The sequence below is a fragment of the Pseudomonas tructae genome (assembly GCF_004214895.1).
Lineage (GTDB): Bacteria > Pseudomonadota > Gammaproteobacteria > Pseudomonadales > Pseudomonadaceae > Aquipseudomonas > Aquipseudomonas tructae.
The window spans coordinates 5,573,320-5,599,116 of record NZ_CP035952.1; the positions used below are offsets into that span (position 1 = coordinate 5,573,320).

General features: G+C 61.8%; 19 protein-coding genes and 1 pseudogene. 4 read left to right on the forward strand and 16 right to left on the reverse strand.

Translation table 11 applies throughout. The features are described 5' to 3' along the window. Positions 1-4: 4 nt before the first annotated feature. Genes EXN22_RS25635 through glyA form a run of 4 tightly spaced genes read right to left on the reverse strand, consistent with a single transcriptional unit; the run spans position 5 to position 5,887 of the window. Positions 5-3,022: a sarcosine oxidase subunit alpha gene (locus EXN22_RS25635; RefSeq protein WP_130266649.1), complete on the reverse strand. Its 3,018-nt coding sequence runs from the start codon at positions 3,020-3,022 to the stop codon at positions 5-7. Beyond that, positions 3,019-3,348, reverse strand: coding sequence for a sarcosine oxidase subunit delta (locus EXN22_RS25640; protein ID WP_130266650.1), 330 nt, complete (start codon positions 3,346-3,348; stop codon positions 3,019-3,021). The genes EXN22_RS25635 and EXN22_RS25640 overlap by 4 nt, the downstream gene beginning before the upstream one ends. 14 nt (positions 3,349-3,362) lie before the next feature. Next, positions 3,363-4,613, reverse strand: coding sequence for a sarcosine oxidase subunit beta family protein (locus tag EXN22_RS25645; RefSeq protein WP_130266651.1), 1,251 nt, complete (start codon positions 4,611-4,613; stop codon positions 3,363-3,365). A 20-nt stretch (positions 4,614-4,633) separates the two neighbouring features. Further along, positions 4,634-5,887, reverse strand: coding sequence for a serine hydroxymethyltransferase (gene glyA, locus EXN22_RS25650; RefSeq protein WP_130266652.1), 1,254 nt, complete (start codon positions 5,885-5,887; stop codon positions 4,634-4,636). Between the two features lie 251 nt (positions 5,888-6,138). Between glyA and EXN22_RS25655 the strand changes: the two genes are divergently transcribed. Then, positions 6,139-7,179: a threonine aldolase family protein gene (locus EXN22_RS25655; protein ID WP_130266653.1), complete on the forward strand. Its 1,041-nt coding sequence runs from the start codon at positions 6,139-6,141 to the stop codon at positions 7,177-7,179. Positions 7,180-7,245: 66 nt separating this feature from the next. On the opposite strand, the gene EXN22_RS26780 is transcribed toward EXN22_RS25655, so the two are convergent. The 4 genes and pseudogenes from EXN22_RS26780 to EXN22_RS25670 all read right to left on the reverse strand — a co-directional run bounded on the left by EXN22_RS26780 (position 7,246) and on the right by EXN22_RS25670 (position 9,865). After that, positions 7,246-7,983 carry a methyl-accepting chemotaxis protein gene (locus tag EXN22_RS26780; protein ID WP_407691986.1) on the reverse strand — a complete coding sequence of 246 codons (738 nt, stop codon included), beginning with the start codon at positions 7,981-7,983 and terminating at the stop codon, positions 7,246-7,248. A 171-nt stretch (positions 7,984-8,154) separates the two neighbouring features. Continuing rightward, positions 8,155-9,183 (reverse strand): annotated as a pseudogene (locus tag EXN22_RS26785) (PDC sensor domain-containing protein); the annotation flags it as partial. Positions 9,184-9,335: 152 nt separating this feature from the next. Beyond that, positions 9,336-9,638: a cell division protein ZapA gene (locus EXN22_RS25665; protein WP_130266655.1), complete on the reverse strand. Its 303-nt coding sequence runs from the start codon at positions 9,636-9,638 to the stop codon at positions 9,336-9,338. After that, a complete protein-coding gene (locus EXN22_RS25670) occupies positions 9,635-9,865 on the reverse strand; it encodes a hypothetical protein (protein ID WP_130266656.1) in 231 nt (76 codons plus the stop codon). Before EXN22_RS25670 ends, EXN22_RS25665 begins: the two co-directional genes overlap by 4 nt. A gap of 275 nt (positions 9,866-10,140) precedes the next feature. On the opposite strand from EXN22_RS25670, the gene EXN22_RS25675 reads away from it, so the two are divergent. Continuing rightward, a complete protein-coding gene (locus EXN22_RS25675) occupies positions 10,141-11,766 on the forward strand; it encodes a methyl-accepting chemotaxis protein (protein ID WP_130266657.1) in 1,626 nt (541 codons plus the stop codon). Here EXN22_RS25675 and EXN22_RS25680 read toward each other — a convergent pair. Further along, positions 11,756-13,582, reverse strand: a complete 1,827-nt coding sequence (locus EXN22_RS25680; protein WP_130266658.1) for a flavin monoamine oxidase family protein — start codon at positions 13,580-13,582, stop codon at positions 11,756-11,758. The genes EXN22_RS25675 and EXN22_RS25680 overlap by 11 nt on opposite strands. Before the next feature lie 164 nt (positions 13,583-13,746). On the opposite strand from EXN22_RS25680, the gene EXN22_RS25685 reads away from it, so the two are divergent. After that, entirely contained in the window at positions 13,747-14,667 is a 921-nt protein-coding gene (locus EXN22_RS25685; RefSeq protein WP_130266659.1) for a nitrilase-related carbon-nitrogen hydrolase, read from the forward strand. Here the strand turns inward: EXN22_RS25685 and gbcB are convergent. After that, positions 14,588-15,688, reverse strand: a complete 1,101-nt coding sequence (gene gbcB / locus EXN22_RS25690; RefSeq protein ID WP_130266660.1) for a glycine-betaine demethylase subunit GbcB — start codon at positions 15,686-15,688, stop codon at positions 14,588-14,590. The two genes, EXN22_RS25685 and gbcB, sit on opposite strands and share 80 nt — an antisense overlap. 286 nt (positions 15,689-15,974) lie before the next feature. Between gbcB and gbcA the strand changes: the two genes are divergently transcribed. After that, positions 15,975-17,267 carry a glycine-betaine demethylase subunit GbcA gene (gbcA, locus tag EXN22_RS25700; protein ID WP_130266661.1) on the forward strand — a complete coding sequence of 431 codons (1,293 nt, stop codon included), beginning with the start codon at positions 15,975-15,977 and terminating at the stop codon, positions 17,265-17,267. 594 nt (positions 17,268-17,861) lie between these two features. Here the strand turns inward: gbcA and etfB are convergent. The 6 genes from etfB to EXN22_RS25730 all read right to left on the reverse strand — a co-directional run bounded on the left by etfB (position 17,862) and on the right by EXN22_RS25730 (position 25,609). After that, complete coding sequence (gene etfB / locus EXN22_RS25705) at positions 17,862-18,632, reverse strand: electron transfer flavoprotein subunit beta (RefSeq protein ID WP_130266662.1); 771 nt, start codon at positions 18,630-18,632, stop codon at positions 17,862-17,864. Between the two features lie 15 nt (positions 18,633-18,647). Continuing rightward, complete coding sequence (gene etfA, locus EXN22_RS25710) at positions 18,648-19,871, reverse strand: electron transfer flavoprotein subunit alpha (RefSeq protein WP_130266663.1); 1,224 nt, start codon at positions 19,869-19,871, stop codon at positions 18,648-18,650. After that, positions 19,871-21,820 (reverse strand): dimethylglycine demethylation protein DgcB, encoded by a 1,950-nt coding sequence (gene dgcB, locus EXN22_RS25715; protein WP_130266664.1) that lies wholly within the window; start codon positions 21,818-21,820, stop codon positions 19,871-19,873. Before dgcB ends, etfA begins: the two co-directional genes overlap by 1 nt. Before the next feature lie 129 nt (positions 21,821-21,949). Further along, entirely contained in the window at positions 21,950-24,010 is a 2,061-nt protein-coding gene (gene dgcA / locus EXN22_RS25720; protein ID WP_130266665.1) for a dimethylglycine demethylation protein DgcA, read from the reverse strand. Between the two features lie 15 nt (positions 24,011-24,025). Further along, complete coding sequence (locus EXN22_RS25725) at positions 24,026-24,556, reverse strand: 4-vinyl reductase (protein WP_130266666.1); 531 nt, start codon at positions 24,554-24,556, stop codon at positions 24,026-24,028. Between the two features lie 75 nt (positions 24,557-24,631). After that, complete coding sequence (locus EXN22_RS25730; protein ID WP_130266667.1) at positions 24,632-25,609, reverse strand: dipeptidase; 978 nt, start codon at positions 25,607-25,609, stop codon at positions 24,632-24,634. Between the last annotated feature and the right edge of the window lie 188 nt (positions 25,610-25,797).

Sequence of the window (25,797 nt, forward strand, 5' to 3'; positions counted from 1 at the left end):
GCTCCTACACGTTCTGCTGCTCGCCCTTCGGATCGAAGAACACCGAAGAACAGATCTGCGCCTCGATCACGCTGCCATCGGCCTGGGGCGAGTAGACCCGATCACCGATACGCTTGAGCCCGCCCTTGACCACACCCATGGCAAACGAATAACCCAAGGAGTTGCTGGCGTAGCTGGAAGTGACGTGGCCAACCATGTCCATCGGGATCGCTTGTTTGGGGTCGAACACCAGTTGCGCACCTTCAGGCAGCCATTGGTTCGGGTCCACCGGTTTGAGCCCCACCAGTTGCTTGCGGTTCTCGCGCACGCAGTCTTCGCGGTTCATGCCGCGCCAGCCGATCCACGAGAACGGTTTGGTGCGACCGACACACCAGCCCATGTTGAGGTCGTCCGGAGTCATCGAGCCGTCGGTGTCCTGGCCGACGATGATGAAGCCCTTCTCGGCCCGCAGTACGTGCATTGTTTCAGTGCCGTACGGGGTCAGGTTGTACTGTTTGCCGGCGGCAACGATCTTCTCCAGCACGCCCATGGCGTAGTTGGCCTGGACGTTGACCTCATACGACAGCTCACCGGTGAACGAGATGCGGAACACCCGCGCCGGCACACCGCCCACCAGACCTTCCTTCCAGGTCATGAACGCAAAGGCGTCCTTGTCCAGGTCGATATCGGTCACTTCGCTGAGCAGCTTGCGGCTGTTGGGGCCCGACAGGGTCAGGGTTGCCCAGTGGTCGGTGACCGAGGTGAAGTACACCTTCAAATCAGGCCATTCGGTCTGCTGGTAGATCTCCAGCCACTGCAACACCCGCGCCGCGCCACCGGTGGTGGTGGTCATGATGAAGTGGTTATCGCCGACGCAAGCGGTCACGCCATCGTCGAAGACCATGCCGTCTTCCTTGCACATCAGGCCATAGCGCGCCTTGCCGACGTCGAGCTTAGTCCAGGCGTTGGTGTAGATACGGTTGAGGAACTCGCGCGCATCCGGGCCCTGGATGTCGATCTTGCCCAGGGTCGAGGCATCGAGCAGGCCGACGCTGTCACGCACCGCCTTGCACTCACGGGCGACGGCGGCGTGAATGTCTTCACCGTTGCGTGGGAAGTACCAAGGGCGTTTCCACTGGCCGACGTCTTCGAACTCGGCACCGTTCTTCACGTGCCAGGCATGCAGGGCGGTAAAGCGCACCGGCTCGAACAAATGACCGCAGTGCCGGCCCGCCACCGCGCCGAAGGTGACCGGCGTGTAGTTGGGACGGAACATGGTGGTGCCCATTTCCGGGATGGTGATGCCCATGGAGCGGGCGGCAATCGCCAGGCCGTTGATGTTGCCGAGCTTGCCCTGGTCGGTACCAAAGCCCAGGGCGGTGTAGCGCTTGACGTGCTCGACCGACTCGAAGCCTTCGCGGGTGGCCAGTTCGATGGCTGCGGCGGTGACGTCGTTCTGCTGGTCGACGAATTGCTTCGGCGCCCGTGCGGTGTTCTTGTCGTGGGGCACCTGGAACAGCGCCACGGTCGGTTCTTCCTGGCGCGCCAGGACTTTCGGGATCACCCCCAGCACGGCCTTGAAGCCGGCTTCGGTGGCAGCACGCACGCCGCCTTCGAAACCATCGGCGAGGGTGTCACCGAGGGCGAACACACCGTTGATGCCACCGACGCACACGCGCTTTTGCGGCGCTTCACCCGGGACAAACCCCAGAATGTCTTCACGCCAGATCGGTTTTCCGCCCAGGTGCGAAGCCAGGTGCACCACCGGGCTGTAGCCGCCGGACGTGGCCACCAGGTCGCAGTCCAGCCACTCGCCAGGGCTGCTGATTTTATGCGCACCAACGTCGATCGCGGCGACCCGGGCGGCGCTGACGTGCTTGCTGCCACGGCTCTCGATCACCGCGCTGGAGGTGAGGATACGGATGCCCTTGGCCCGCGCCTCTTCCACCAGCGAGCCGCGAGGGTTGTGGCGGGCGTCGGCGACGGCGACCACTTTGAGGCCGGCGTCGTGCCAGTCCAGCGCCACGCGGTAGGCATGATCGTTGTTGGTCGAAAGCACCAGTTTGCGGCCCGGCGCGACCCCGTAACGGCGCACGTAGGTCGACACCGCGCCGGCGAGCATGTTGCCCGGCACATCGTTGTTGCCGTACACCAGTGGCCGTTCATGGGCACCGGTGGCCAACACCACGCGCTTGGCGCGTACCCGGTGCATGCGTTGGCGCACCTGGCCGATCGGCGCGCGATCGCCCAAGTGGTCGGTCAGGCGCTCGTGAATGGTGAGGAAGTTATGGTCGTGGTAGCCGTTGACCGTCGCCCGTGGCAGCAGGGTGACTTCCGGCAGTGCTTCAAGCTCGGCCACCACTGCTGCGACCCAGTCGGCGGCAGGCTTGCCGTCGAGGGTTTCGCGGCTGTCGAGCAGGCTGCCGCCAAACTCTTCCTGCTCATCGGCAAGGATTACCCGTGCACCACTGCGGCCCGCCGCCAGCGCGGCAGCCAGGCCGGCGGGGCCGGCGCCCACCACCAGCACATCGCAGTGGTGGCTCATGTAGTCGTAGCTGTCCGGATCGTTCTGCAGCGGCGCACGGCCCAGGCCTGCGGCTTTGCGGATGTACTTCTCGTAGGTCATCCAGAACGACTGCGGGTACATGAAGGTCTTGTAGTAGAAGCCCGGCGGCATCAGCTTGCCGCCGACCCGGCCAAGAATCCCCATGACATCGTTGTTCACGTTCGGCCAGCCGTTGGTGCTGGTAGCGACCAGGCCGGCGTACAGCGCCTGCTGGGTGGCGCGCACGTTGGGCACCTGGGTGGCTTCGGTGGCACCGATCTGCAAGATCGCATTGGGCTCTTCGGCGCCTGCGGCGATGATCCCGCGCGGGCGCGAGTACTTGAAGCTGCGCCCGACGATATCCACGCCGTTGGCCAGCAGCGCGGCGGCCAGGGTGTCACCGGCAAAACCCTGGTAGGTCTGGCCGTTGAACGTGAAGTTCAAGACTTTGCTGCGGTCGATACGACCACCGTTGGACAGGCGATAGACCTGGCTCATACCTTTTCTCCCTGACCACTGACTGCCAACTGCGGGCTGGTGCTTTTGCCGGTGACCTGCGGCTTGGCGCCGATCGGATAGGTTTCCAGAATCTCGTAGGTCAGCGTGTCACGCGTGGCGTTGAAGTACTGGCGACAGCCGGCGGCGTGAATCCACAATTCGTGGTGCAGGCCACGGGGGTTATCGCGAAAGAACATGTAGTCGCCCCACTCCTCGTCAGTGCAGGCGTTGGGGTCCAGCGGCCGGGGAATGTGCGCCTGGCCTGCAGCGTGGAACTCCTCTTCGGAGCGCAGCTCGCCGCAGTGGGGACAGAAGATATGCAACATGGGGATTTCTCCTGTTAGTGGGCGACAGCGGCAGCGCCGTGTTCGTCGATCAGTGCACCGTTGTGGAAACGGTCGATGGAAAAGGGTTTGGCCAGCGGGTGCATTTCGCCCTTGGCCAGGCTTGCGGCGAAGACGTTGCCCGAGCCGGGGGTGGCCTTGAAGCCGCCGGTGCCCCAGCCGCAGTTGAAGAACATGTTCTTCACCGGGGTCTTGGAGATGATCGGGCAGGCGTCTGGCGTGGTGTCGACGATCCCGCCCCACTGGCGGTTCATGCGCACCCTGGAGAGGATCGGGAACATTTCGACGATGGCCTGCAGGGTATGCTCGATGACCGGATACGAGCCGCGCTGGCCGTAGCCGACCCAGCCATCGATACCGGCACCAATGACCAGATCGCCCTTGTCCGACTGGCTGATATAGCCGTGCACGGCGTTGGACATAATCACGCTGTCGATGATCGGCTTGAGCGGCTCGGACACCAACGCCTGCAGCGGATGCGATTCGATCGGCAGGCGGAAACCGGCGAGCTTGGCCATGTGCCCGGAGTTGCCGGCGGTGACCACGCCCACGCGCTTGGCGCCGATAAAGCCCTTGTTGGTCTCGACGCCGATGACCACGCCGTTTTCCTTGCGAAAGCCGATCACTTCGGTCTGCTGGATCAGGTCCACGCCCAGGGCGTCGGCAGCGCGGGCAAAGCCCCAGGCCACGGCGTCGTGACGGGCAACACCGCCACGCCGTTGCACGGTGGCACCGAGGATGGGGTAGCGGGTGTTTTTCGAGCAGTCCAGGTAGGGGATTTCATCTGCTACCTGCTGGGCATTGAGCAACTCACCATCCACGCCATTGAGGCGGTTGGCGCTGACCCGACGCTCAGAATCGCGAATGTCCTGCAGGGTGTGGCAGAGGTTGTAGACACCGCGCTGGGAGAACATCACGTTGTAGTTGATGTCTTGAGACAGCCCTTCCCAGAGCTTCATGGCGTGCTCGTACAGGTGCGCCGACTCGTCCCACAGGTAGTTGGAGCGCACGATGGTGGTGTTGCGCGCGGTGTTGCCGCCACCCAGCCAGCCCTTCTCGACCACGGCCACGTTGGTGATGCCGTGCTCCTTGGCCAGGTAGTAGGCGGTGGCCAGGCCATGGCCGCCACCGCCGACGATGACCACGTCATAGACTTTTTTCGGGGTCGGCGTGCGCCACATGCGCTGCCAGTTTTCGTGGTGGCTGAGCGAGTGCTTGAAGAGGCCGAAGCCTGAGTAACGTTGCATAGTCTTTACTCCTGGACCACTCAGCGGTAAACCGGAAAATCTGCACAGAGTGCCGACACGTTCTTCGCCACATCGGCCTCGACATCGGCATCGCCGAGGTTGTCGAGGATGTCGCAGATCCAGCCGGCCAGCTCCACGCACTGGCTGACCTTGAAGCCGCGGCTGGTGACCGCCGGGGTGCCGATGCGCAGGCCGGAGGTGACGAACGGCGACTGCGGATCGTTGGGCACGGCGTTCTTGTTGACGGTGATGTGGGCGCGGCCCAGGGCGGCGTCGGCGTCTTTGCCGGTCAGGCCCTGGCGGATCAGGCTGACCAGGAACAGGTGGTTGTCGGTGCCGCCGGAAACCACGTCGTAGCCACGCTCGATGAACACTTTGGCCATGGCCTGGGCGTTGTCGATCACCTGCTGTTGATAAGTCTTGAAGCCCGGCTCCAGCGCTTCCTTGAAGCACACGGCCTTGGCCGCGATCACATGCATCAGCGGGCCGCCCTGGGCGCCGGGGAACACCGCTGCGTTGAGCTTCTTCTCGATCTCTTCGTTGCCGCGCGCCAGGATCAGGCCGCCGCGCGGGCCGCGCAGGGTCTTGTGCGTGGTGGTGGTGACCACGTCGGCGTACGGCAGCGGATTCGGGTACAGGCCAGCGGCGACCAGGCCGGCAACGTGGGCCATGTCGACGAACAGGTAGGCGCCGACCTTGTCGGCAATCTGACGAAAGCGTGGGAAATCAAGGGTTTTCGAGTAGGCCGAAAACCCGGCAACGATCATCTTCGGCTTGCTCTCAACCGCCAGGCGCTCGACCTCGTCGTAGTCGATCAGACCGGTTTTGGTGTCGATACCGTACTGCACGGCGTTGTACAGCTTGCCCGAGGACGACACCTTGGCACCGTGGGTCAGGTGGCCGCCGTGGGCCAGGCTCATCCCCAGGATAGTGTCGCCAGCCTGCAGCAGGGCCAGGTACACCGCGCTGTTGGCCGAGGAGCCGGAGTGCGGCTGGACGTTGGCGTAGTCGGCACCGAACAGCTGCTTGGCGCGATCGATAGCCAGTTGCTCGACTTTATCCACATGCTCGCAACCACCGTAGTAGCGCTTGCCCGGGTAACCTTCGGCGTATTTGTTGGTCAGACCGCTGCCCTGGGCCTGCATGACACGCTTGCTGGTGTAGTTTTCCGAGGCGATCAGCTCGATGTGATCTTCCTGACGTTGCTCTTCGGCATTGATTGCCGCCAGCAGTGCATCGTCGTAACCCTGGATCTGGTCTTGCTTGCTGAACATCGCAGTCTCTCCCGGCAGCGGCATCGGTCTTGTCAGGCAATTGCCCTTTTGAGCGATGGTATGACTGGCACAGACAGCCCAGATGCCTACGCACGCCTTGCAAAGGTGCGTTTACGACATGCAGCCTCATCGCGGGGTAAGCCCGCTCCTATAAGGTTCTGTAGGAACGGACTTACCCCGCGATGCTTGGTATAGGCGACTTCAGAAATCTTGTTTACAGTGCTCACCTGCGTCGTTCACAGGACAGTGTCATGACAGATCAAAGCCAGCAATTCGCCAGCGACAACTACTCAGGTATCTGCCCAGAAGCCTGGGCCGCCATGGAAAAGGCCAACCAGGGTCATGAGCGCGCCTACGGCGACGACCAATGGACGGCACGCGCTTCGGAATACTTCCGCAAACTGTTCGAAACCGACTGCGAAGTGTTCTTCGCCTTCAACGGCACTGCGGCCAACTCGTTGGCGTTGTCGTCCCTGTGCCAGAGCTATCACAGCGTGATCTGCTCGGAGACCGCCCACGTCGAGACCGACGAGTGCGGCGCGCCGGAGTTCTTCTCCAACGGCTCCAAATTGCTTACCGCACGCAGCGAAGCCGGCAAGCTGACCCCCGAGTCGATCCGTGAAGTGGCGCTCAAGCGCCAGGATATCCACTACCCCAAACCCCGCGTAGTCACCATCACCCAGGCCACCGAAGTGGGCAGCGTCTATCGCCCCGACGAGCTCAAGGCGATCAGCGCCACCTGCAAGGAGCTGGGCCTGAACCTGCACATGGACGGCGCGCGCTTCAGCAATGCCTGCGCCTTTCTGGGCTGCACGCCGGCCGAGCTGACCTGGAAGTCCGGGGTCGATGTGCTGTGCTTTGGCGGTACCAAGAACGGCATGGCGGTGGGCGAGGCGATCCTGTTCTTCAACCGCGAGCTGGCGGAAGACTTCGACTACCGCTGCAAACAGGCCGGGCAACTGGCCTCGAAGATGCGCTTCCTCTCGGCCCCCTGGGTCGGCCTGCTCGAAGACGGCGCCTGGCTGCGCCACGCCAAACATGCCAACCGCTGCGCACAACTGCTCAGCGAGCTGGTAAGCCATGTGCCAGGGGTCGAGCTGATGTTCCCGGTGCAAGCCAACGGGGTGTTCCTGCAGATGTCGGAACCGGCGCTGGAAGCCTTGCGTAACAAGGGCTGGCGTTTTTACACCTTCATCGGCAGCGGCGGCGCGCGGTTCATGTGCTCGTGGGATACCGAAGAGGCGCGGGTGCGTGAGCTGGCAGCGGATATCCGCGCTGTAATGGGGGCTTGAGGGCCCTATCGCGGGGCAAGCCCGCTCCCACCGGCGATGTGGGAGCGGGCTTGCCCCGCGATAAATTCAAAGGCGAAACCCTCCCATCTGCCGCGCCAGATCATCGGCCAACCCGCGCAATGCCTGACACTCCTGGCGACAGCCTTGCACATCTGCCGCCGTCTCCCGCGCCAGATCGGAAATACCCTGCACTGTACGGTTGATCTCCTCGGTAACCGCCGACTGCTCTTCCGTCGCCGTCGCCACTTGATGGTTCATGTCACTGATGTGCTCGACCTGATCGGTAATGGTGCCCAGCGATGCACCTGTCTGCTGGGTCGACGCCACCCCCGTCCCCGTCGCCGCCTGCCCGGCCTGCATCGACGCCACCGCACTGCCGGCGCCCTGCTTGAGGCGCAGGATCATCTGCTGCACTTGATCGGTGGACACCTGGGTGCGCCGCGCCAGGGTCCGGACTTCATCGGCAACCACCGCAAATCCGCGACCCATCTCCCCTGCTCGCGCCGCCTCGATGGCCGCGTTAAGTGCCAAGAGGTTGGTTTGCTCGGAAATGCTGCGGATCACTGCAAGCACTTCATCAATCGATGCCACTTCCGTGGCCAGCTCGCCCACCGCGCTGGCCGCCTGGCCAATCTCGGCAGACATGCCCTCGATATGGCTAATCGAGCGACGCACAACCTCCCGGGCTTGTAGCGCTTCGCTGCGCGCGGTCTGCGATGCAACTGCGGCATTGCCAGCATTCTGGGCGATGTCCTGTACGGTCAGGCCCATCTCATGCACGGCTGTGGCGACCATTTCGGTCATTTCCTGCTGACGGCCGGAACGTTCGGCGGTGTTATCCACCACTTGTGACACTTGCGCCACCGACGCACGCAGGCATTCGCTAGTGTTAAGCACGTCACCTATCAGGTCACGCTGACTGTCAAGAAAGCGGTTGAAACCACGGGCGAGGTCGCCCAACTCATCAGCACGGTGTTCATCCAGGCGCTGGGTCAGGTCGCCACCGCCATTGCCAATCATCATCAAAGCCTCGGTCACACGCCGGATCGGCCGCACGATGCCGCGTGCCAGCAGCACCACCAGCAACAGCGACACCAGCGCGACCGCCGCACCAATCAGGCTGGTCAGCCAGACGGTCTCGCGCACCTGGGCGTAGATCTGGGCTTCTGGCACCTCGGCGACCAGCGTCCAGTTCAGGTCACGCAACGGCAGGCTGAGGGCCAGGTAACTCTCGCCATCACGCTCGAAGCGGCTGCTGTGCAGGCCCTGCTCCCGGCTCAGGACCAGCTTGGCAGCCTCGCTGCCAATCTGCTCGGCCAACTGGCGCTTGCCACTGAATTCGGCTTGCGGATGCACCTGGATCAAACCATCGCCACGCACCAGCATCACCCGCCCGCGCTCACCAAAACTGAAGTTGTGGATCAGTTCGGACAGTTCGGTCATGCGCAGGCCAAGGCCGGCGATACCCACCAATTGCCCGGCCTTCTCCACCCGGTAGTCGATGAACAACGCCAGCTCGCCCGTGCTGCCATCGGTGTCGATGTTCAGCAAGCGCGGGTTGCCACTGTCGATAAAGCCAAAGAACCACTTGTCCGCCGGATTGCTGCGGCTGAGGGTGCGATCCAGGCCCTTCTCGTTGTAGTAGTGGTTGCTCGCCGTGGCGGCAAACAGTGCGGTAAAGGCATGGTTCTGTTGGCGCAAGGCTTCCAGGTACTCGATGAATTGCGGCGCCTGGGCACTGTCTTCACCCGCTGCCAGCCAATCACGCAGCAAGGTGTTGTTGGCGATATCGGCCGCCGCCGTCAGCGGACGGCCAAGCATACGTTCGATGTCGTTACGAATCGCCTCAATACTCGCCGGCAAGGCGGTGTCGACCAGGTAACGCTCGGTCAGGCGATTGACCGCCACACTGTAGATGCCGACCACGATCAGAATGCTCAGCAACAGCGCTGCGCCCATGCTTGCGATCAATTGCCACTGGATACTGCGCCGCCAGAACTGCATGTATTTCCCCTGGGTAAATAAGCTCTGTAGTGCAAGAGACAGGCCAATTGTATACAACAGAAAATACAATAATTACAGTGATCCACAGCAATGCCGGCCCACCCTCCCGAAGGTAGTGAGCTGGCAAAAGGTATGACGAGGGTTGGAAGCGATCAGCTGTTGCTGATGGTCCGGGCAATCACATCGACCGTGGCGTTGACTTGCTCTTGGTAACGGTCGAGGGCCTGCTGGTGCTGCTGTTGCAGATCGATCTGCTGCGAGCACAGGTTGAGGGCTGCCAGTACCAGCAGCTTGTCACCGATCAGGGTGGGGTATTTACGCTTGGTGTCGGCCAATGAGGCATTGAGCATCTGCACCGCTTGCGCCAGCGCCTGCTCCTGGCCTTCGGGGGCCTTGATCGAATAGTCGCTGCCCAGGATCGACACGACACTGATCGGCTGCGCTGAGGTTCTCATGCGTTCACGGCACCGGCGCTGGCACGTTCAACCAGGGCCTGGATGCGTGCAGCGGTGGCGCCCTGCTTTTCTTCCTGCTCCAGCAGGCTCAATTGCAGGCTGTCGTTTTCATCTTTGGCCTGGGCCAGTTCCGCGCTGATCTGCGCGTTGCGCTCGGTCAGTTCCTGATTCTTCTGCACCAGGTCGCTGACCAGTTGCTCCAGTTGACTAAGGGAAGTTTCCATCATGATTGCCTTCTCGGGGTGTTTCAGGGGGCGGACACGATAAAGAAAAGTCCGCGTGCTCGCCAGGGATATCGGGTTTAGACGCGTCGGCCTGGTGCAGATTGACCCAGGAATCAGGGTCCGGTTCCCCGTGGTGGGTGCCATCGGTCAGGAAAAAAGAGCGCTATCTCGCAATTTCATCTTTGCCCTCTCAAGTCTTCACGCGGCCGACCGATAGGCATGGCAGACCTGAATCAGTCGCACGGATCACGTGCCCTTTCCCCTTCCTGGATACCACCATGTCCCTACGCAACATGAACATCGCTCCGCGTGCACTCCTGGGGTTTGCCCTGATCGGTGCACTGATGCTGGCCCTGGGTTTGTTCGCCCTGAACCAGATGAGCAAGATTCGCCAGGCCGGCGAAACCATCGAAAACTCAACGGTGCCAAGCATCACCAACCTTGACCAGTTGACCCAGTTGACCCTGCGCCTGCGCACCCTGTCCTATCGTCTGCTGCTCAACCGTGAAGCCGGCACCCTGCAGGCTACCCTCACGCTGATCGACCAGCGCAACCAGCAGATCGACGACGCGCGCCGGACCTATGAGACAGTAATCACCGGTAACCAGGAACGCGCAGCCTACAACCAGTACGTACAGTTGCTGGGGCAGTACCGTCAGCTGGAAAACCGCATGCGCCTGGCGTCGCAGAGCAATGACCTGGAGACGCTGCGCAACCTGATCAACCGCGACATGCTCGACAGCTCCGAGCAGATCAACAGCGTCATGGAGCAACTGATCGGCATCAACACCACGCAAACCAGCGAGATCAACCGTACCGCCGCCGAGCAGTATGGCAACGCTGTCGCTCTGGTCATCGGCCTGCTACTGGCCGCCACCGCCCTGACCCTGATCTGTGCCCTACTGCTGACCCGCAGTATCGTCAAGCCGATCGAGGAAGCCCTGCAGGCTGCCGAACGCATCGCTGAAGGCGACCTGACCCGCAGCATCCAGGCCGAAGGCCAGGACGAAGCCGCACGCCTGCTCAAGGCCATGGCCAAGATGCAGAACAAGCTGCGCGACACCCTGCAGCAGATTTCCGGCTCCGCCACCCAACTGGCCTCGGCGGCTGAAGAGCTCAACAGCGTCACCGACGAAAGCGCCCGTGGCCTGCAGCAGCAGAACAACGAAATCGAACAGGCCGCCACCGCCGTCACCGAGATGACCAGCGCCGTGGAAGAAGTCGCACGTAACGCCGTAAGCACTTCCGAAGCCTCGAAAGAAGCCACCCGTTCGGCCGGCGATGGCCGTGACCTGGTGCTGGAAACCGTCAGCGCCATCGAGCGCATGAGCACTGATGTACAGGGCACCGCCGAACTGATCGGCAACCTGGCCGAAGAATCGCGGGACATCGGCAAGGTGCTCGACGTAATTCGCGGCCTGGCCGACCAGACCAACCTGCTGGCGCTCAACGCTGCCATCGAAGCGGCCCGCGCCGGTGAAGCCGGTCGTGGCTTTGCCGTGGTGGCTGATGAAGTCCGCGCCCTGGCCCACCGCACCCAGCAGTCGACCAGCGAAATCGAACGGATGATCGGCAGCATCCAGGGCGGTACCGAGCAGGCGGTCAACTCCATGCGCAACAGCACCGAACGCGCCGAGTCGACCCTGAACATCGCCCGTGGTGCGGGCCTGGCGCTGGAAACCATCACCGGCGCGGTGGCCGAAATCAACGAGCGCAACCTGGTAATCGCCAGCGCCGCCGAAGAGCAGGCGCAGGTTGCCCGGGAAGTGGACCGCAACCTGGTCAACATCAACGACCTGTCGGTGCAGTCGGCCACCGGCGCCCACCAGACCAGCGCGGCCAGCGCCGAGCTGTCGCGCCTGGCGGTGGACCTGAGCAGCCTGGTGGCGCGTTTCAGCGTTTAAGCGGCAGATCGGCCAGTACGGCCGGCTTGAGGTGGTCCCATTGCTCGATGGGGCCACCTGTCTGGTAGAAACCGTTGTTGTAACGCATGACCAATTTGTCCACTGCATTCAAGGCCGTGGTTACAGCCCCCTCCGCCCAGCCGCCGGTCCAGGAGACATCGTCTCCAGCCAGGATGAAGCCATCCACTGCCGTGCCGTCACTGCCCTCCTTGAACTGGCTGAACAGCAACCGCTGATACTCGTATTGTCCCGGCAGGTTCATCTTGAAAGCCCCAAGGTAGAAAGGCTCGTCTTCCCAGTTGATCTCTACAAAGGGGTCAGCCACCGCAAAATGCGAGGTCAGGTCCAGACCGGGATACACCTGATCAAGCAAGGCCGTACACAGCTCACCATGTTGCGGCAGGCGGCCTTGGCGATCGCCAAGAAACTTCAGGCTGTCGTCATTCCAGGTGTACGACAGGAAGATCCCACTGCCTTTGTACGCCCCAGTGCTGCGGCTGTAGTCGACCAGATAAGTGCCGCGGGTCAGTCGGTCAGACAGGGTAATGCTCATCAACTGCCTGCCATCCTCCCCGCGCCTAGTCCAGAACGGCTCATCAGTTGCGGCGAAGACCTTGGCCGACTGCATGTAGTGGGTATACATCACTGCTTCCCACTGGGGCTGGGTCAGTAGCGAGCGGCTTGCCTCTAGCCCTTCGGCGCCATTCATGTAGCGGAACTTGTCGAGGACTCGTACATGGGGGGTGTAGACCACAGCAGAAAACAACTGGCGATGATCAACACCGCTATCCAGGTCATGGATCAGCACCTCAAACTGGTTATTAGTAACTCGCTGAATCTGTCGCACTTCCTGACGCAGAGGGTTTTTACCACCCAGGGCGGCTATGCTCAGTTTCTCAACCGTTGGCTCCTCAGCCCAGTCGCCCGCTTGCTCGTCACCAAAGCTCCTTGCTGTCCGTTCCCACAGCCGTTGCGGCAGTTGATCGGCACCATCGCGCATCAACAGATGGTTGATGTCGAGCCCTGTATACAAAACACGCAGCACTTCCAGGAAGCAATTGGGGAAGTCGGTGTTCCAGCCACCGGTGCCAAAACCGATCTGACCGAACAGGTTGATGTCCTCGTCGGACCAACGCGCCTGCTCGACCATCGCGGCATGAAAGCTGAGGTTGTCCCAGCCTTCCGTCAAAATGGTATTCCATAAGCGTTTGATCTTGGCCTGATCGATTGTGCCCGCAGACATTGCCTGTTCCATTTCCAAAAAATGGATAGGTGCCTGTTCCAGAAACTCCTCGAAAAATTTGATTTCGATGTTTTCAAACGCCGGCGGCCTGGGAAAGTTATTGTTACCCACCTCGTAGTAAAACTTCTCATCGGCATAATCAACCACCGTACTCACGGCAGCAGCACTTCCGGGATTGGGGAAGTCCTCGCTATTTTCGAGCATGCCAACTTTGCCGAAGTAATGCATAAGCGCTTGTCCAGACAAAGGAAAGCGCATGGCGCCTCGCTCGAACGGCACACCACCGTCAACCGGGCTGGAAAACAAACGCCCGCCAACTCGCCCGCTGGCATCCACCACCACCGGGTGCAGGCCCATGCGCATCGCCTCGTAGGCAGCAACCAGGCCGGCCACTCCCGCGCCAACCACCAGCACCTGCCGGCCATGGTATTGCGGTTGAATACGGCCAAGTGGCGCCTGCCCCTTATCCATCAGGTATTGACCATAGTCGAAAGGAAAGTCGGGAATCAGGGCGCGTACCTGATTATCCAGGACACGTTGGGCGGATAAGATGCGTGAAGGGATTGCGGACATACAAGGCTCCAGATGAACAAGTATCCAAGAGCCACAGCATAGAATCATAGAACACAGCTAATTAGAGCGTTTGGTAATCAAATAGCAGGTTTTTGAACTAGCAGAAATACCAGTTGACGCAAATTTTATTATTCCCACATATCATGACTTTCAGGAGAGCAGACATGCGCGACTCATCACTACCTTTACGAATCGCTTGTGCCCAAGTTGCACCAAAAGTTGCTGATGTGACGCACAACCGAAATATCTCCAATGCCGCTATCCAGGCAGCTGCGGACGCGGACGCCGAACTGGTGGTGCTGCCAGAGCTGATGCAAAGCGGCTACGTGTTCCATGACCGCGAAGAGGCCTTGAGTGTTGCCGAGGGTCTGTACGGCGAAACATTGCTCGGCTGGTACGAGCGTGCCCGTGCGCTCGACATCATCGTCGTTGGCGGGTTCTGCGAATACCTGTCGCCTTACGAAGTCGCCAACAGCGCCGTGTTGATCGACCCCCGCGGCTTGATTTCCCTCTATCGCAAAGCCCATCTGTGGGATCAGGAAAAACTCATCTTCACCCCCGGCAATCAACCGCCTCCCATCGTGCGCACTGCCAAAGGCCGGATCGGCCTGATGATCTGCTACGACCTGGAACTGCCTGAATGGGTTCGTCTGGCGGCCCTCGGCGGTGCCCAACTGCTTTGTGCCCCGGTCAACTGGCCGGACCTGGGGCGCCCGGCAGGCGAGCGGCCGGCCGAGATCGTCCGCGTGCAAGCAGCGGCTGCAGTCAACCGCATGTTCATCGCCAGTTGTGATCGTCACGGCCACGAGCGGGGCGTGGACTGGGTGGGCGGCTCAACCATCGTCGACGCCGACGGGTACCCCCTGGCCGGCGCCAGCAGCAATCCCGAAGATCAACTGCTGATCACCGATATCGATCTGGCCGAGGCCGACAACAAATGGATCAGCGAGCATAACCATGTGCACGAAGATCGCCGCCCAGAGCTCTACGGCGGCCTGTGCAGCACTAGTACTCGATCCGCACATCCCCTTTCGGCACACTGCAACAAGACAGAATGTAACCCTCCGCCACATCTTCATCGGTGATGCCGCCGTTGTGCTCCATCTCCACCTCGCCGCCCAGCTTGAGCACCTTGCAGGTACCGCAGATGCCCATGCCGCAGGCCTTGGGGATCATCAGACCGAGCTTGGCCGCTGCCGCGTGCACGGTCTCGCCCGGGGCCACGCGGATGCTCTTGCCGGTGGCGGTGAATTCCACCTGGTGCAGGTCGCTGGCATCGAGCTCGGCAGCTTCGGCAGCCTGTTCGGCGTGCTCGACGGCATCGGCCTTGACCTCGGCGGGCGTCGCACCGAACGACTCTTCATGGTAGCGGCTCATGTCGTAGCCACTGCTTTCGAGCAGGCGCTTGACCGCGTTCATGTACGGCGTCGGGCCACAGCAAAAGATCTCCCGCTCCAGGTAGTCCGGGGCGATCAACTCCATCAGCTTCTGGTTCAGGTAGCCTCGGTAGCCCGCCCAGGGCTCGCCCAGGCCATGCTTCTCGCAAATGATGTGCAGGCTGAAGTTGTCGATCCGCGAGGCCATGTGCTCAAGCTCGCGGTGATAGATGATGTCTTTGGGCGAGCGCGCACTGTGGACGAAGACCATGTCGACATTGCCGTTGGTGTCATAGAACCAGCGGGCCATGGACATCACCGGGGTGATGCCGACGCCGCCGCTCAGGTACAACACCTTGGGGCTGGGAAAATCCATGGCGTTGAACAGCCCGACCGGCCCATGCACCGCCAGTTCCTGGCCCTCGTGCAGGGTGTCGTGCAGCCAGTTGGAGACCTTGCCGCCGGGCACGCGCTTGATCGTTACCGAGAAGCTGTAGGGCACCGAGGGTGAACTGGAGATGGTGTAGGAGCGCATGATCGGCTCGCCATCGATTTCCAGCTCCAGGGTGACGAATTGGCCGGGCTTGAAGAAGAACATGATCGGCTGGTCGGCCATGAAACAGAAGGTGCGCACATCCCAGGTTTCCTGGATCACCTTGACGCAGCGGACGATGTGGCGGCCGTTGGCCCAGGTCTGGGTGCTGACCGGATTGAGGAAGCTGTTGGACATGCTCGTCTCCACGGCCGACTGCGGCCTGATGGCTGCGATTCTGCGCAAGGCGCGCAGGCGACACTTACCTATCCGCGACATTGGCGTGCTTATCGCGACCAGCCCCCGGCTACCGGGGCTGGGGCGTCGGAAACGGATCTGATCATGTCGTCCATGGATATGGTTCACGCGCACTTCGAACGCACACTCCAACGCAAATGATCCTGCTGTACTTGAGCCTTGCGTCGCCATAACAACGATTAGCCACTTTCACCGGCCACAAGCACTGGCCATGAGGACCTACACGATGGACGTCACCGCAACTTTGAGTCTGGGCGATCCACTGGAACCTGCACGCAAGGCCACCGCCGAGATGCTGCAGAGCCGCGAGCGGACCTTCTCGCTGCCGCAGCCGTTCTACTGCGACGAGCGCCTGTTCCAGATCGACATGGAGGAAATCTTCCAGAAGGAATGGCTGATCGCCGGGATGACCTGTGAAATCCCGACCAAGGGCAACTTCATCACCCTGCAGATCGGCAAGAACCCGATCCTGGTGGTGCGCGGTGCCGAGGGCCAGGTGCATGCTTTCCACAACGTCTGCCGCCATCGCGGTTCGCGCCTGTGCACCAGCGACAAGGGCAAGGTCGCAAAGCTGGTCTGCCATTACCACCAGTGGACCTACGAACTGGACGGTCGCCTGCTGTTCGCCGGTACCGAGATGGGTGCCGACTTCGACATGAAGCAATACGGGCTAAAGCCTGTGAATGTGAAGACCGCCGGTGGCTACATTTTCATCAGCCTGGCCGAGAACCCGCCGGCGATCGATGACTTCCTCGCCACCCTGAACCACTACATGGAACCCTACGACATGGAGAACACCAAGGTGGCGGTGCAAACCACCTTGATGGAAAAGGCCAACTGGAAGCTGGTGCTGGAAAACAACCGCGAGTGCTACCACTGCAGCGGCTCGCACCCCGAACTGCTGAAAACCCTGCTGGAATGGGACGACGTCACCGACCCGCGCGCCGACCAGGCGTTCAAGGACCACGTCGCCGCCTCGGCCGCGGCCTGGGATGCCGAGAAGATCCCTTACGCCCACGCCAGCTTCGGCCTGCGCAACCGCATTGTGCGCATGCCGCTGCTCAAGGGCACGGTATCGATGACCCTGGACGGCAAGCAGGGCTGCCAGAAGCTCATGGGCCGGATCAAGAACCCCGACCTTGGCTCGATGCGCATCCTGCACCTGCCGCACTCGTGGAACCACTGCATGGGTGATCACATTATCGTCTTCACTGTGTGGCCAATCAGCGCCCAGGAGACCATGGTCACCACCAAGTGGCTGGTGCACAAGGATGCGGTTGAAGGCGTGGACTACGACCCGGCGCGCATGCGCCAGGTGTGGGATGCCACCAACGACCAGGACCGGCGCCTGGCGGAAGAGAACCAGCGTGGGATCAACTCCAGCGCTTACCAGCCTGGCCCTTACTCGAAGACCTATGAATTTGGGGTGGTGAACTTTGTCGACTGGTACAGCGAGCGGGTCTTGAACAACCTGGGGGCAGCGCCGGCGCCTTATCTCAAGGGTGTGGCTGCGCAGTAGGCCCCTATCGCGGGCTTGCCCCGCGATGCTGTACAAATTTTAACCACCCACCGCAATCCCCCGGCCCCACTGGGCTCCTGCACACAGCAAACACTTTATCCACAGGACAGCCCACAGCTAATGTGGGCAAGTCTTTGTTTTTCCCAGTGAAATTAATTGATCAATATTTGATCAAATCTATACAGGCCTTTAAATACAAGGCCCACAGCGGAAGGCGAACACCTTATCCACAAAGACGCCAACAGACTTTGTGTGCAAAAGTCGAAACGCTAAAAACCCACTGTGGATAACACCTTGAGCGAGCGAAATACCAGGCTTGAGCAGGTATAAAGGTGTCAATTGACTATTTTCTGATCAACCCTGCGCAGGCCTTGCCATACGGGCCTCTCAGCCATGGGCAAACATATTATCCACAGACCCGCCAACAGCGATTGTGGGCAACCTCGTGGCTGTTTAACGAAGAAAACCTCATAAAATCCACAACTTAGCTTGATCATTTTTTGACCATAACGCCGAAGGGCACGCAATGCGTGCCCTCCAGCCATACACAAACACTTTATCCACAGATCGGCCAACAGACTTTGTGAGCAACTGTCAGCGCAACACGCCCTCTTCCACCAGCAGTTTGAGGATGGCTTGGGCGCCGTCCTCTGGGCTCACATCCTTGAGCACTTGGCCACCACCGCCGCTGGCCTTGGCGGTGGCTGCTTTCATGCGGTCGGCGCCGCTCTTGGCCTTGATGACCTTGAGGCGCTTGGGCCGTGGCTTGGCCGGTTGCAGTTCGGCACTTGTGAACAACTCATCTTCGACGATTGTCACCTGACGCGCGGCCAATACCCCCCGCCGCGCCGGACCGAACGCACTCTGGCGCGGCTTGGGCGCAGCGTTATCCACAGTGGCGAGCAACGGCAGGCGCACCTTCAAGCGCCGCCGCTGGCCCCGGGGCAGGGCCTGCAGCACCTGGGCCACACCATTGTGGATAGATTCCACTTCAGCCAGGCCCACCACCAGCGGCCAGCCCAGGCGCTCGGCCAGCAGGAATGGCAGCATGCCTGAACCTTCACCGGTTTCTGCCTGGCTGCCAGTGAGCACCAGCTGTGCACCGGCGTCGCGCAGATAATCGCCCAGTACACCCAGGGCATCGGCGCCCTGTGGCTGTTCCAGCACATCAATGTGCTCCAGGCCCATGCCCAGGTAGGCCCGCAAAGCCGGCTCCTGCGGGTCGCCGGCGTGCAGCACCTGCAAGTTATCCCCAGCCAGCTGCAGGCCCAGTTCCACCGCCCGGGCATCCTGCTCGGCACGGCGGGTGCGGCCGGAGCTGGGGTGGGCACCGATTGAAACCAGACTGATGACCTTGGTGTGCATAGTTATCCCCTGCCCTTAGGCCGCATCGCGCTTGGCGTCGTTGCGGTAGTTTTCCACAGCCTCGATCAGTGCCTGGAGAATCGCCGCACTGTCGCCAATCACCGACAGGTCAGCACGCTTGATCATGTCGCAGCCCGGGTCCATGTTGATCGCCACTACCTTGTCGCAGGCACCGATGCCCTGCAGGTGCTGGATCGCCCCGGAGATACCCACAGCCAGGTAAACCCGTGCGGTCACCCAGGTGCCGGTAGCGCCAACCTGGCGGTTGCGCGGCATGAAGCCGTCGTCCACCGCCACCCGCGAGGCGCCTTCGGTAGCGCCCAGGGCGACGGTGGCGCGGTGGAACAGCGCCCAGTCCTTGACCCCATTGCCGCCCGAGACGATGAATTCGGCCTCGGCCATGGCGATGGCTGCCGGGTCGACAGCCACCGGGCCAAGGTCTTCAATGCGCGACAAGCTACGTGCTGCGCTTGTGGATAACTGCACCGGCAAGGCTTCGTGGCGGGTTTCGCTGACCGGCTCTGCACATTCGGCAGCCGCCAGAATCAACCGAGGCAGGCCGCGGATCAGGTCCTGCTGGCCAGCGCCGGCACGGCCGCTGCATTGCCCATCCTTGACCTGCCAGACCCTGGTCGCCGGGCGTTCGCCAATGGCTGCAGCAAAGCGCCGGCCCAGCTCACCGCCCCCCGTACGGCTGTCTGGAAGCAGCCAGTGACGTGGGTTGTATTGGTTATCCACAGCGCGCAGGCCCTGCACCAGTTGCTCGGGTGCATACCCTGCGAACTCATCGCCTTCTATCACCAGCAGGCGATCGACGCCAGCGGTGGAAAAGTTGCTCTCCTTGTGTTCGCCAAACACCACCGCCAGCACCGCACCGTCGCTGCCGGCAAGGCCTCGGGCCAGGCCCAGCAGGTCGCGGTCATGACTGCCCAGGCGGCCGCCGACCATATCCGGGACCACCGCAATGTAGAACGCCGGCTGCGCCACCTGGTGCAGCGGCAACTGCACTGCTGCCGCTGCCGTGCGCTTGCTGCTACCGCCTTGCTGGGCACCACTGCGATCGATGCGCTTGATCCCGTTGGGGCCGATGAAGCCAACCCCGTGGGGGTTCTTGCGAATGATGCCGTTGGGCCCCATCCAGCTGTGTTGCTGGCCCTGCTGCATGGCCGCATGCAATGGATGCAGGCGGTTGCGGGCGATCCACTCGGCGCGCGGATCACGGCGAATAATGTCGCTCATCAGTGCACCTCCGCAGGTTCACGCTTTGCCGGGGCGGGTTTGCTCGCCGGAGCCGGTTCTTCGAGAATGGCGTCGGCAACCAGCTCTGCCAGGTCCTTGATCAATGGACGCGGCTCGACCACGCCTTCGAGCATCGCCGTGCACTGTGGACAACCCACGGCCACCAGTTCGGCGGCGGTTTCGCGAATGTCGTCCATGCGCATGTCGGGGATACGTTGCTTGCCGGGAATGTCGGTAATCGGCGCACCGCCACCGCCGCCACAGCAGCGCGAGCGAAAGCCCGAGCGTTGCATCTCCCTGACCTCGATACCAAGCGCGCGCAACACCTCGCGCGGCGCCTCGTACTCACCGTTGTAGCGGCCCAGGTAGCAGGGGTCGTGATAGGTCACGCTGCCGCCCTTGTGCTGGCCCAGGTTGAGCGCACCTGCGCCAATCAGCTCGGCGATGTATGTGCTGTGGTGCTGCACCAGGTAGTCGCCGCCGAAGGCGCCGTATTCGTTCTTGAGCACGTGGAAGCTGTGCGGATCGCAGGTGACGATGCGCTTGAAGCTGTACTTGGCCAGGGTCTGGATGTTGCGCCTGGCCAGTTGCTGGAAGGTCGCCTCATCACCCAGGCGCCGGGCCACATCGCCGCTGTCGCGCTCTTCCAGGCCGAGCACGGCAAAATCCACCTGTGCGGCTTTGAGCACTTTGACGAAAGCGCGCAGGGTGCGTTGGTTACGCATGTCGAAGGCACCATCACCGACCCAGAACAGCACCTCGGCGCTCTTGATGTCGCCGAGCAGATTGAGGTTGAGGTCCGCCGCCCAGTTCATCCGCCCGCCCGGGGCAAAGCCGCCGGGGTTGTCGGTGGCGATCAGGTTGTCCAGGACCTCGGCGCCCTTGTTCGGCGTCGCGCCTTTTTCCAGGGTCAGGTGCCTGCGCATGTCGACGATGGCATCGACGTGCTCGATCATCATCGGGCATTCCTCGACACAAGCACGGCAAGTGGTGCACGACCACAGCGTCTCGGCATCCACCAGGCCGTTGACGATCGGCTGGTGCGGGTTGCCGCCGTGTTCACCAATCGGCTTACCAGGGTACGGGCTACCGGCAAACTTGGCATCGGTGCCGCCGGCCAGGCCGACGACCATGTCCTGGATGAGTTTTTTCGGGTTCAGCGGCTGGCCGGCGGCAAAGGCCGGACAGGCAGCCTCGCACTTGCCGCACTGCACGCAGGCATCAAAACCGAGCAACTGGTTCCAGGTAAAATCCTTCGGTTTTTCCACGCCCAGCAGCGCTTGCGGGTCTTCCAGATCGATCGGTTTGAGCCCGGTCGAACGGCCACCGCCGAAGCGCTCGGCACGCCGGTGCCAGGCCAGGTGCAGGGCACCGGCGAAGGCGTGCTTCATCGGCCCGCCCCAGGTCATGCCGAAGAACAGCTCGGACACGCCCCACAGCACACCAACCCCCAGCAACGCGACCAGCAGCCAGCCACCGAAGCCCTCGGGCAGAATCCCGGCCACCGGCAAGGTGGCAATGAAGAAACTTGCGGCAAACACCAGCAGGCTTTTCGGCAGGCGCATCCACGGGCCTTTTGACAGCCGCGACGGCGGATTGAGGCGGCGTTTATAGACGAACAGTGCACCGGCAAACATCAGCACGGTGGCGAACAGCAAGGCAAACCCAAGGATCCTGTTATGCAGGCCAAAACCATGCACCAGGATCGCCAGCACCGCCGCCAGCACGAATCCGCCAGCCGTGGCCACGTGGGTATTGGCCATGTACTTGTCGCGGGCGACCACGTGGTGCAGGTCGACCATGTAGCGCCGTGGCATGGCCAGCAGACCGCCGAGCAGGTCGACCTTCGACGGCCGGCCCTGGCGCCACATCCGCACGCGCCGCAGCGCGCCAAAGGCGGCAAGGCCCAGGGCGGCGAACAGGAGGATGGGGATAAGGGTGTTCAACATGGGAAACTCCCACACGAATTGCAATCGGCACGGAGTGAACCTGTGGGAGCGGGCTTGCCCCGCGATAGCGTTGTGTCTGTCACATCCTATCGCGGGGCAAGCCCGCTCCCACAGCAGTCCGCAGTCTGATCAGAAATCCTTGCACAGGCGCAAGGCGTCATAGATGGCAGCATGGGTATTGCGCTGCGCCACGCAGTCACCGATGCGATACAGCAGGTAGCCTTCGCCCGGCTGGCTGAGGATCGGCTGCGGCTTGATCGCGAACAGCGCTTCGATATCGATCTGGCCCTTGTTGCGCGAACCTTCCTTGAGCCCGTAGTACAGCGCCTCATCCGGTCGCACGCCGTTCTCGATCACCACCTGGTCGACCACCCGTTCCTCTTTGGCACCGGTGTATTCGTTCTCCAGCACCGCCACCAGCTTGTCGCCCTCGCGGTAGACCTTTTCCAGCATCAGGTCGCCGGTCATGATCACTTCCTTGGGGTACATGCTGCGGTAGTAGGTTGGGAACGACGTACCGCCAATGGCCACGCCCGGCTTGATGTCATCAGTGACGATCTCGACCTGGCTGCCTTTGTCGGCGATGTAGTCGGCCACCGACATGCCGGTGAATTCACAAATGGTGTCGTACACCAGCACGTTCTTGCCTGGCGCCACCTTGCCATCGAGCACATCCCAACTGCTGACCACCAGCCCTTCGGCGGCGCCCCAGTGTTCGTTCTGCTCGATAAACGGATGGCCGCCCACCGCCAGCACGATCACATCCGGGCGCAGGTCCTGGATGGTGTCGATGTCAGCCGCAGTGCCCAGTCGCAGGTCGACCTTCAGGCGTGCCAGCTCCAATTGGTACCAGCGGGTAATACCGGCGATCTGGTCGCGTTGCGGCGCCTTGGCGGCAATGCTGATCTGCCCGCCGATGGCGTCCTTCTTCTCGAACAGGGTGACGTCATGTCCACGTTCGGCCGCCACCCGAGCCGCTTCCATCCCAGCAGGCCCGGCACCGACCACCACCACCTTGCGCTTGAGCCCGGTGCTTTTCTCGATGATGTGCGGCACGCCCATGTATTCACGGGAGGTTGCCGCGTTCTGGATGCACAGCACATCCAGGCCCTGGTACTGGCGGTCGATGCAGTAGTTGGCGCCGACGCACTGCTTGATCTGATCGATCTGGCCCATCTTGATCTTGGCGATCAGGTGCGGGTCGGCGATGTGCGCGCGAGTCATGCCGACCATGTCGACATAGCCACCTTCAAGAATACGCGTGGCCTGGTTGGGATCCTTGATGTTCTGCGCGTGCAGCACCGGAACCTTGACCACTTCCTTGATCCCGGCCGCCAGGTGCAGGAACGGCTCCGGCGGGAAGCTCATGTTGGGGATAACGTTGGCCAGGGTGTTGTGGGTGTCGCAACCCGAACCGATCACACCAAAGAAATCCAGCATGCCGGTGGCATCGTAGTACTTGGCGATTTCCTTCATGTCTTCGTGGCTGAGGCCATCGGGATGGAACTCATCACCGCAGATACGCATGCCCACGCAGAAGTCCGGCCCCACCTCGGCACGCACGGCCTTGAGCACTTCCAGGCCGAACTTCATGCGGCCCTCAAAGGTGCCGCCCCATTCGTCGGTACGCTTGTTGACCCGCGGGCTCCAGAACTGGTCGATCATGTGCTGGTGCACGGCCGACAGTTCGACACCATCCAGACCACCCTCCTTGGCCCGGCGCGCGGCTTGCGCGTAGTTGCCGATCACCCGCCAGATTTCTTCCGGCTCGATGGTCTTGCAGGTGGCACGGTGCACCGGCTCACGTACCCCGGACGGCGACATCAGGGTCGGCCAGTTGAAGCCGTCCCAGCGCGAGCGGCGGCCCATGTGGGTAATCTGGATCATGATCTTGGCGCCATGCTTGTGCATGGCATCGGCCAGGTTCTGAAAGTGTGGAATGATGCGGTCGGTCGACAGGTTCACCGAAGCCCACCATTCCTGCGGGCTGTCGATGGCCACCACTGAGGAGCCACCGCAGATGGCCAGGCCGATGCCGCCCTTGGCTTTCTCTTCGTAATACTTCACATAGCGCTCGGTGGTCATGCCGCCGTCGGTGGCATAGACCTCGGCGTGCGCAGTGCTCAGCACCCGGTTGCGGATGGTCAGTTTGCCGATCTGGATCGGCTGGAACATTGCTTCGAAAGCCATGGCGCGCTCCTCGACTTACAACGGCTTGACGATGAACAGGCCGTCGTCGTGGCCTTCTTGCGAACCGCCGTAGACCTGCTCGGCGACCGTACGAATGCTGCTGCCACGGGCTTCCAGGATCTGGTCCATGGCCCCGGCGAACCAGCCGGTGAACATGTAGTCAACCTTGCGCCCGACCTTGCCGTACACATACACGAATGCCGAATGCTCGAGCTTGACGCTGGCGGTGCCTTGGTCGAGGTCAATGTCCTGGATCTTGAACAGCCCCCAGCCGCGCTGGGACAGGCGCTTCATGTAATGTTCGAACACCGCCACGCCTTCCAGGCCGTGGCATTCGGCTTCTTTCTCGCACCAGTGCCAGGCAGACTTGTAGCCAGCCTTGTAGAGGATTTCGGCATAGGCGTCGGCGCCCAGCACTTCCTCGATACCCATGTGGTTGTTGACGAAGAAATGCCGCGGTACGTACAGCATCGGCAGGGCATCGCTGGTCCAGACACCGGTTTCGCTGTCGACTTCGATAGGCAATTGCGGGGCGATCTTGGCCATGGAAACTCAACTCCAGAAAATTTGGTTGGCTGCCCCTGCGCCGCTGGCAGGGGTCGGAAGACGGTGGCTGGCGGCTTACTCGCCCCAAACGTCTTTAAGGACGTTCACCCAGTTTTCACCCATGATCTTGCGCACCACGCGTTCGCTGTGGCCGCGCTTTAGCAGGGTCTGGGTGAGGTTGGGGAACTCGCCCACAGTGCGGATGCCCAGCGGGTTGATGATCTTGCCGAAGCTGGTCAGGCGCCGGGCGTAGCCCTTGTCATGGGTCAGGTATTCGAAGAAGTCCTGGCCATGGCCCTGGGTGAAGTCGGTACCGATACCGATGGCGTCTTCACCAACGATGTTCATGGTGTATTCGATGGCCTCGGCATAGTCATCGATGGTCGAGTCGATGCCCTTGGCCAGAAATGGCGCGAACATGGTCACGCCGACGAAACCGCCGTGATCGGCAATGAACTTGAGCTCTTCGTCGGATTTGTTGCGCGGGTGCTCTTTGAGCCCGGAGGGCAGGCAGTGGGAGTAGCACACCGGCTTTTTCGATTCGAGGATGACTTCTTCGCTGGTTTTCGAACCGACATGGGACAGGTCGCACATGACCCCGACGCGGTTCATTTCCGCGACGATTTCCCTGCCGAAGCCCGACAGACCGCCATCACGCTCGTAACAGCCGGTGCCGACCAGGTTCTGGGTGTTGTAGCACATCTGCACGATGCCCACGCCCAGCTGCTTGAACACCTCGACGTAACCGATCTGGTCTTCATATGCATGGGCATTCTGGAAGCCGAAGAGGATGCCGGTCTTGCCCAGCTCCTTGGCCTTGCGAATGTCGGCAGTGGTGCGCACCGGCATCACCAGGTCGCTGTTCTCGCGGATCAGCTTCTGGCTGGCTGCAATGTTGTTGACCGTAGCCTGGAAGCCTTCCCAGACCGACACCGTGCAGTTGGCCGCAGTCAGGCCGCCCTTGCGCATGTCCTCGAACAGTTCGCGGTTCCATTTGGCAATGATCAGCCCGTCGATAACGATGCTGTCGGCGTGTAATTCGGCTGGGCTCATCAGGCTGTCCCCTTTATTGGTGAAACCTGCGCCGAATCGTCTGCCGGCGCTTTGGGGCCAGCATATGCCTAGGGACAATGTCGCCCAGATGCAAAAACGACAGGGGAATTGCCGAAAGCGTCAAAGGCCGACAAAGGGGCACCGCAGCAGCGGCTACCCTGTTCTTTGCTGCGGCGCTGAGCGAGAAT

What these genes read in the sequence shown, in the direction of transcription:
- EXN22_RS25635 (WP_130266649.1), bottom strand. Translation starts at nt 3,022, where the DNA reads ATGAGCCAGGTCTATCGCCTGTCCAACGGTGGTCGTATCGACCGCAGC.
- EXN22_RS25640 (WP_130266650.1), bottom strand. Translation starts at nt 3,348, where the DNA reads ATGTTGCATATCTTCTGTCCCCACTGCGGCGAGCTGCGCTCCGAAGAG.
- EXN22_RS25645 (WP_130266651.1), bottom strand. Translation starts at nt 4,613, where the DNA reads ATGCAACGTTACTCAGGCTTCGGCCTCTTCAAGCACTCGCTCAGCCAC.
- glyA (WP_130266652.1), bottom strand. Translation starts at nt 5,887, where the DNA reads ATGTTCAGCAAGCAAGACCAGATCCAGGGTTACGACGATGCACTGCTG.
- EXN22_RS25655 (WP_130266653.1), top strand. Translation starts at nt 6,139, where the DNA reads ATGACAGATCAAAGCCAGCAATTCGCCAGCGACAACTACTCAGGTATC.
- EXN22_RS26780 (WP_407691986.1), bottom strand. Translation starts at nt 7,983, where the DNA reads ATGACCGAAATGGTCGCCACAGCCGTGCATGAGATGGGCCTGACCGTA.
- EXN22_RS25665 (WP_130266655.1), bottom strand. Translation starts at nt 9,638, where the DNA reads ATGAGAACCTCAGCGCAGCCGATCAGTGTCGTGTCGATCCTGGGCAGC.
- EXN22_RS25670 (WP_130266656.1), bottom strand. Translation starts at nt 9,865, where the DNA reads ATGATGGAAACTTCCCTTAGTCAACTGGAGCAACTGGTCAGCGACCTG.
- EXN22_RS25675 (WP_130266657.1), top strand. Translation starts at nt 10,141, where the DNA reads ATGTCCCTACGCAACATGAACATCGCTCCGCGTGCACTCCTGGGGTTT.
- EXN22_RS25680 (WP_130266658.1), bottom strand. Translation starts at nt 13,582, where the DNA reads ATGTCCGCAATCCCTTCACGCATCTTATCCGCCCAACGTGTCCTGGAT.
- EXN22_RS25685 (WP_130266659.1), top strand. Translation starts at nt 13,747, where the DNA reads ATGCGCGACTCATCACTACCTTTACGAATCGCTTGTGCCCAAGTTGCA.
- gbcB (WP_130266660.1), bottom strand. Translation starts at nt 15,688, where the DNA reads ATGTCCAACAGCTTCCTCAATCCGGTCAGCACCCAGACCTGGGCCAAC.
- gbcA (WP_130266661.1), top strand. Translation starts at nt 15,975, where the DNA reads ATGGACGTCACCGCAACTTTGAGTCTGGGCGATCCACTGGAACCTGCA.
- etfB (WP_130266662.1), bottom strand. Translation starts at nt 18,632, where the DNA reads ATGCACACCAAGGTCATCAGTCTGGTTTCAATCGGTGCCCACCCCAGC.
- etfA (WP_130266663.1), bottom strand. Translation starts at nt 19,871, where the DNA reads ATGAGCGACATTATTCGCCGTGATCCGCGCGCCGAGTGGATCGCCCGC.
- dgcB (WP_130266664.1), bottom strand. Translation starts at nt 21,820, where the DNA reads ATGTTGAACACCCTTATCCCCATCCTCCTGTTCGCCGCCCTGGGCCTT.
- dgcA (WP_130266665.1), bottom strand. Translation starts at nt 24,010, where the DNA reads ATGGCTTTCGAAGCAATGTTCCAGCCGATCCAGATCGGCAAACTGACC.
- EXN22_RS25725 (WP_130266666.1), bottom strand. Translation starts at nt 24,556, where the DNA reads ATGGCCAAGATCGCCCCGCAATTGCCTATCGAAGTCGACAGCGAAACC.
- EXN22_RS25730 (WP_130266667.1), bottom strand. Translation starts at nt 25,609, where the DNA reads ATGAGCCCAGCCGAATTACACGCCGACAGCATCGTTATCGACGGGCTG.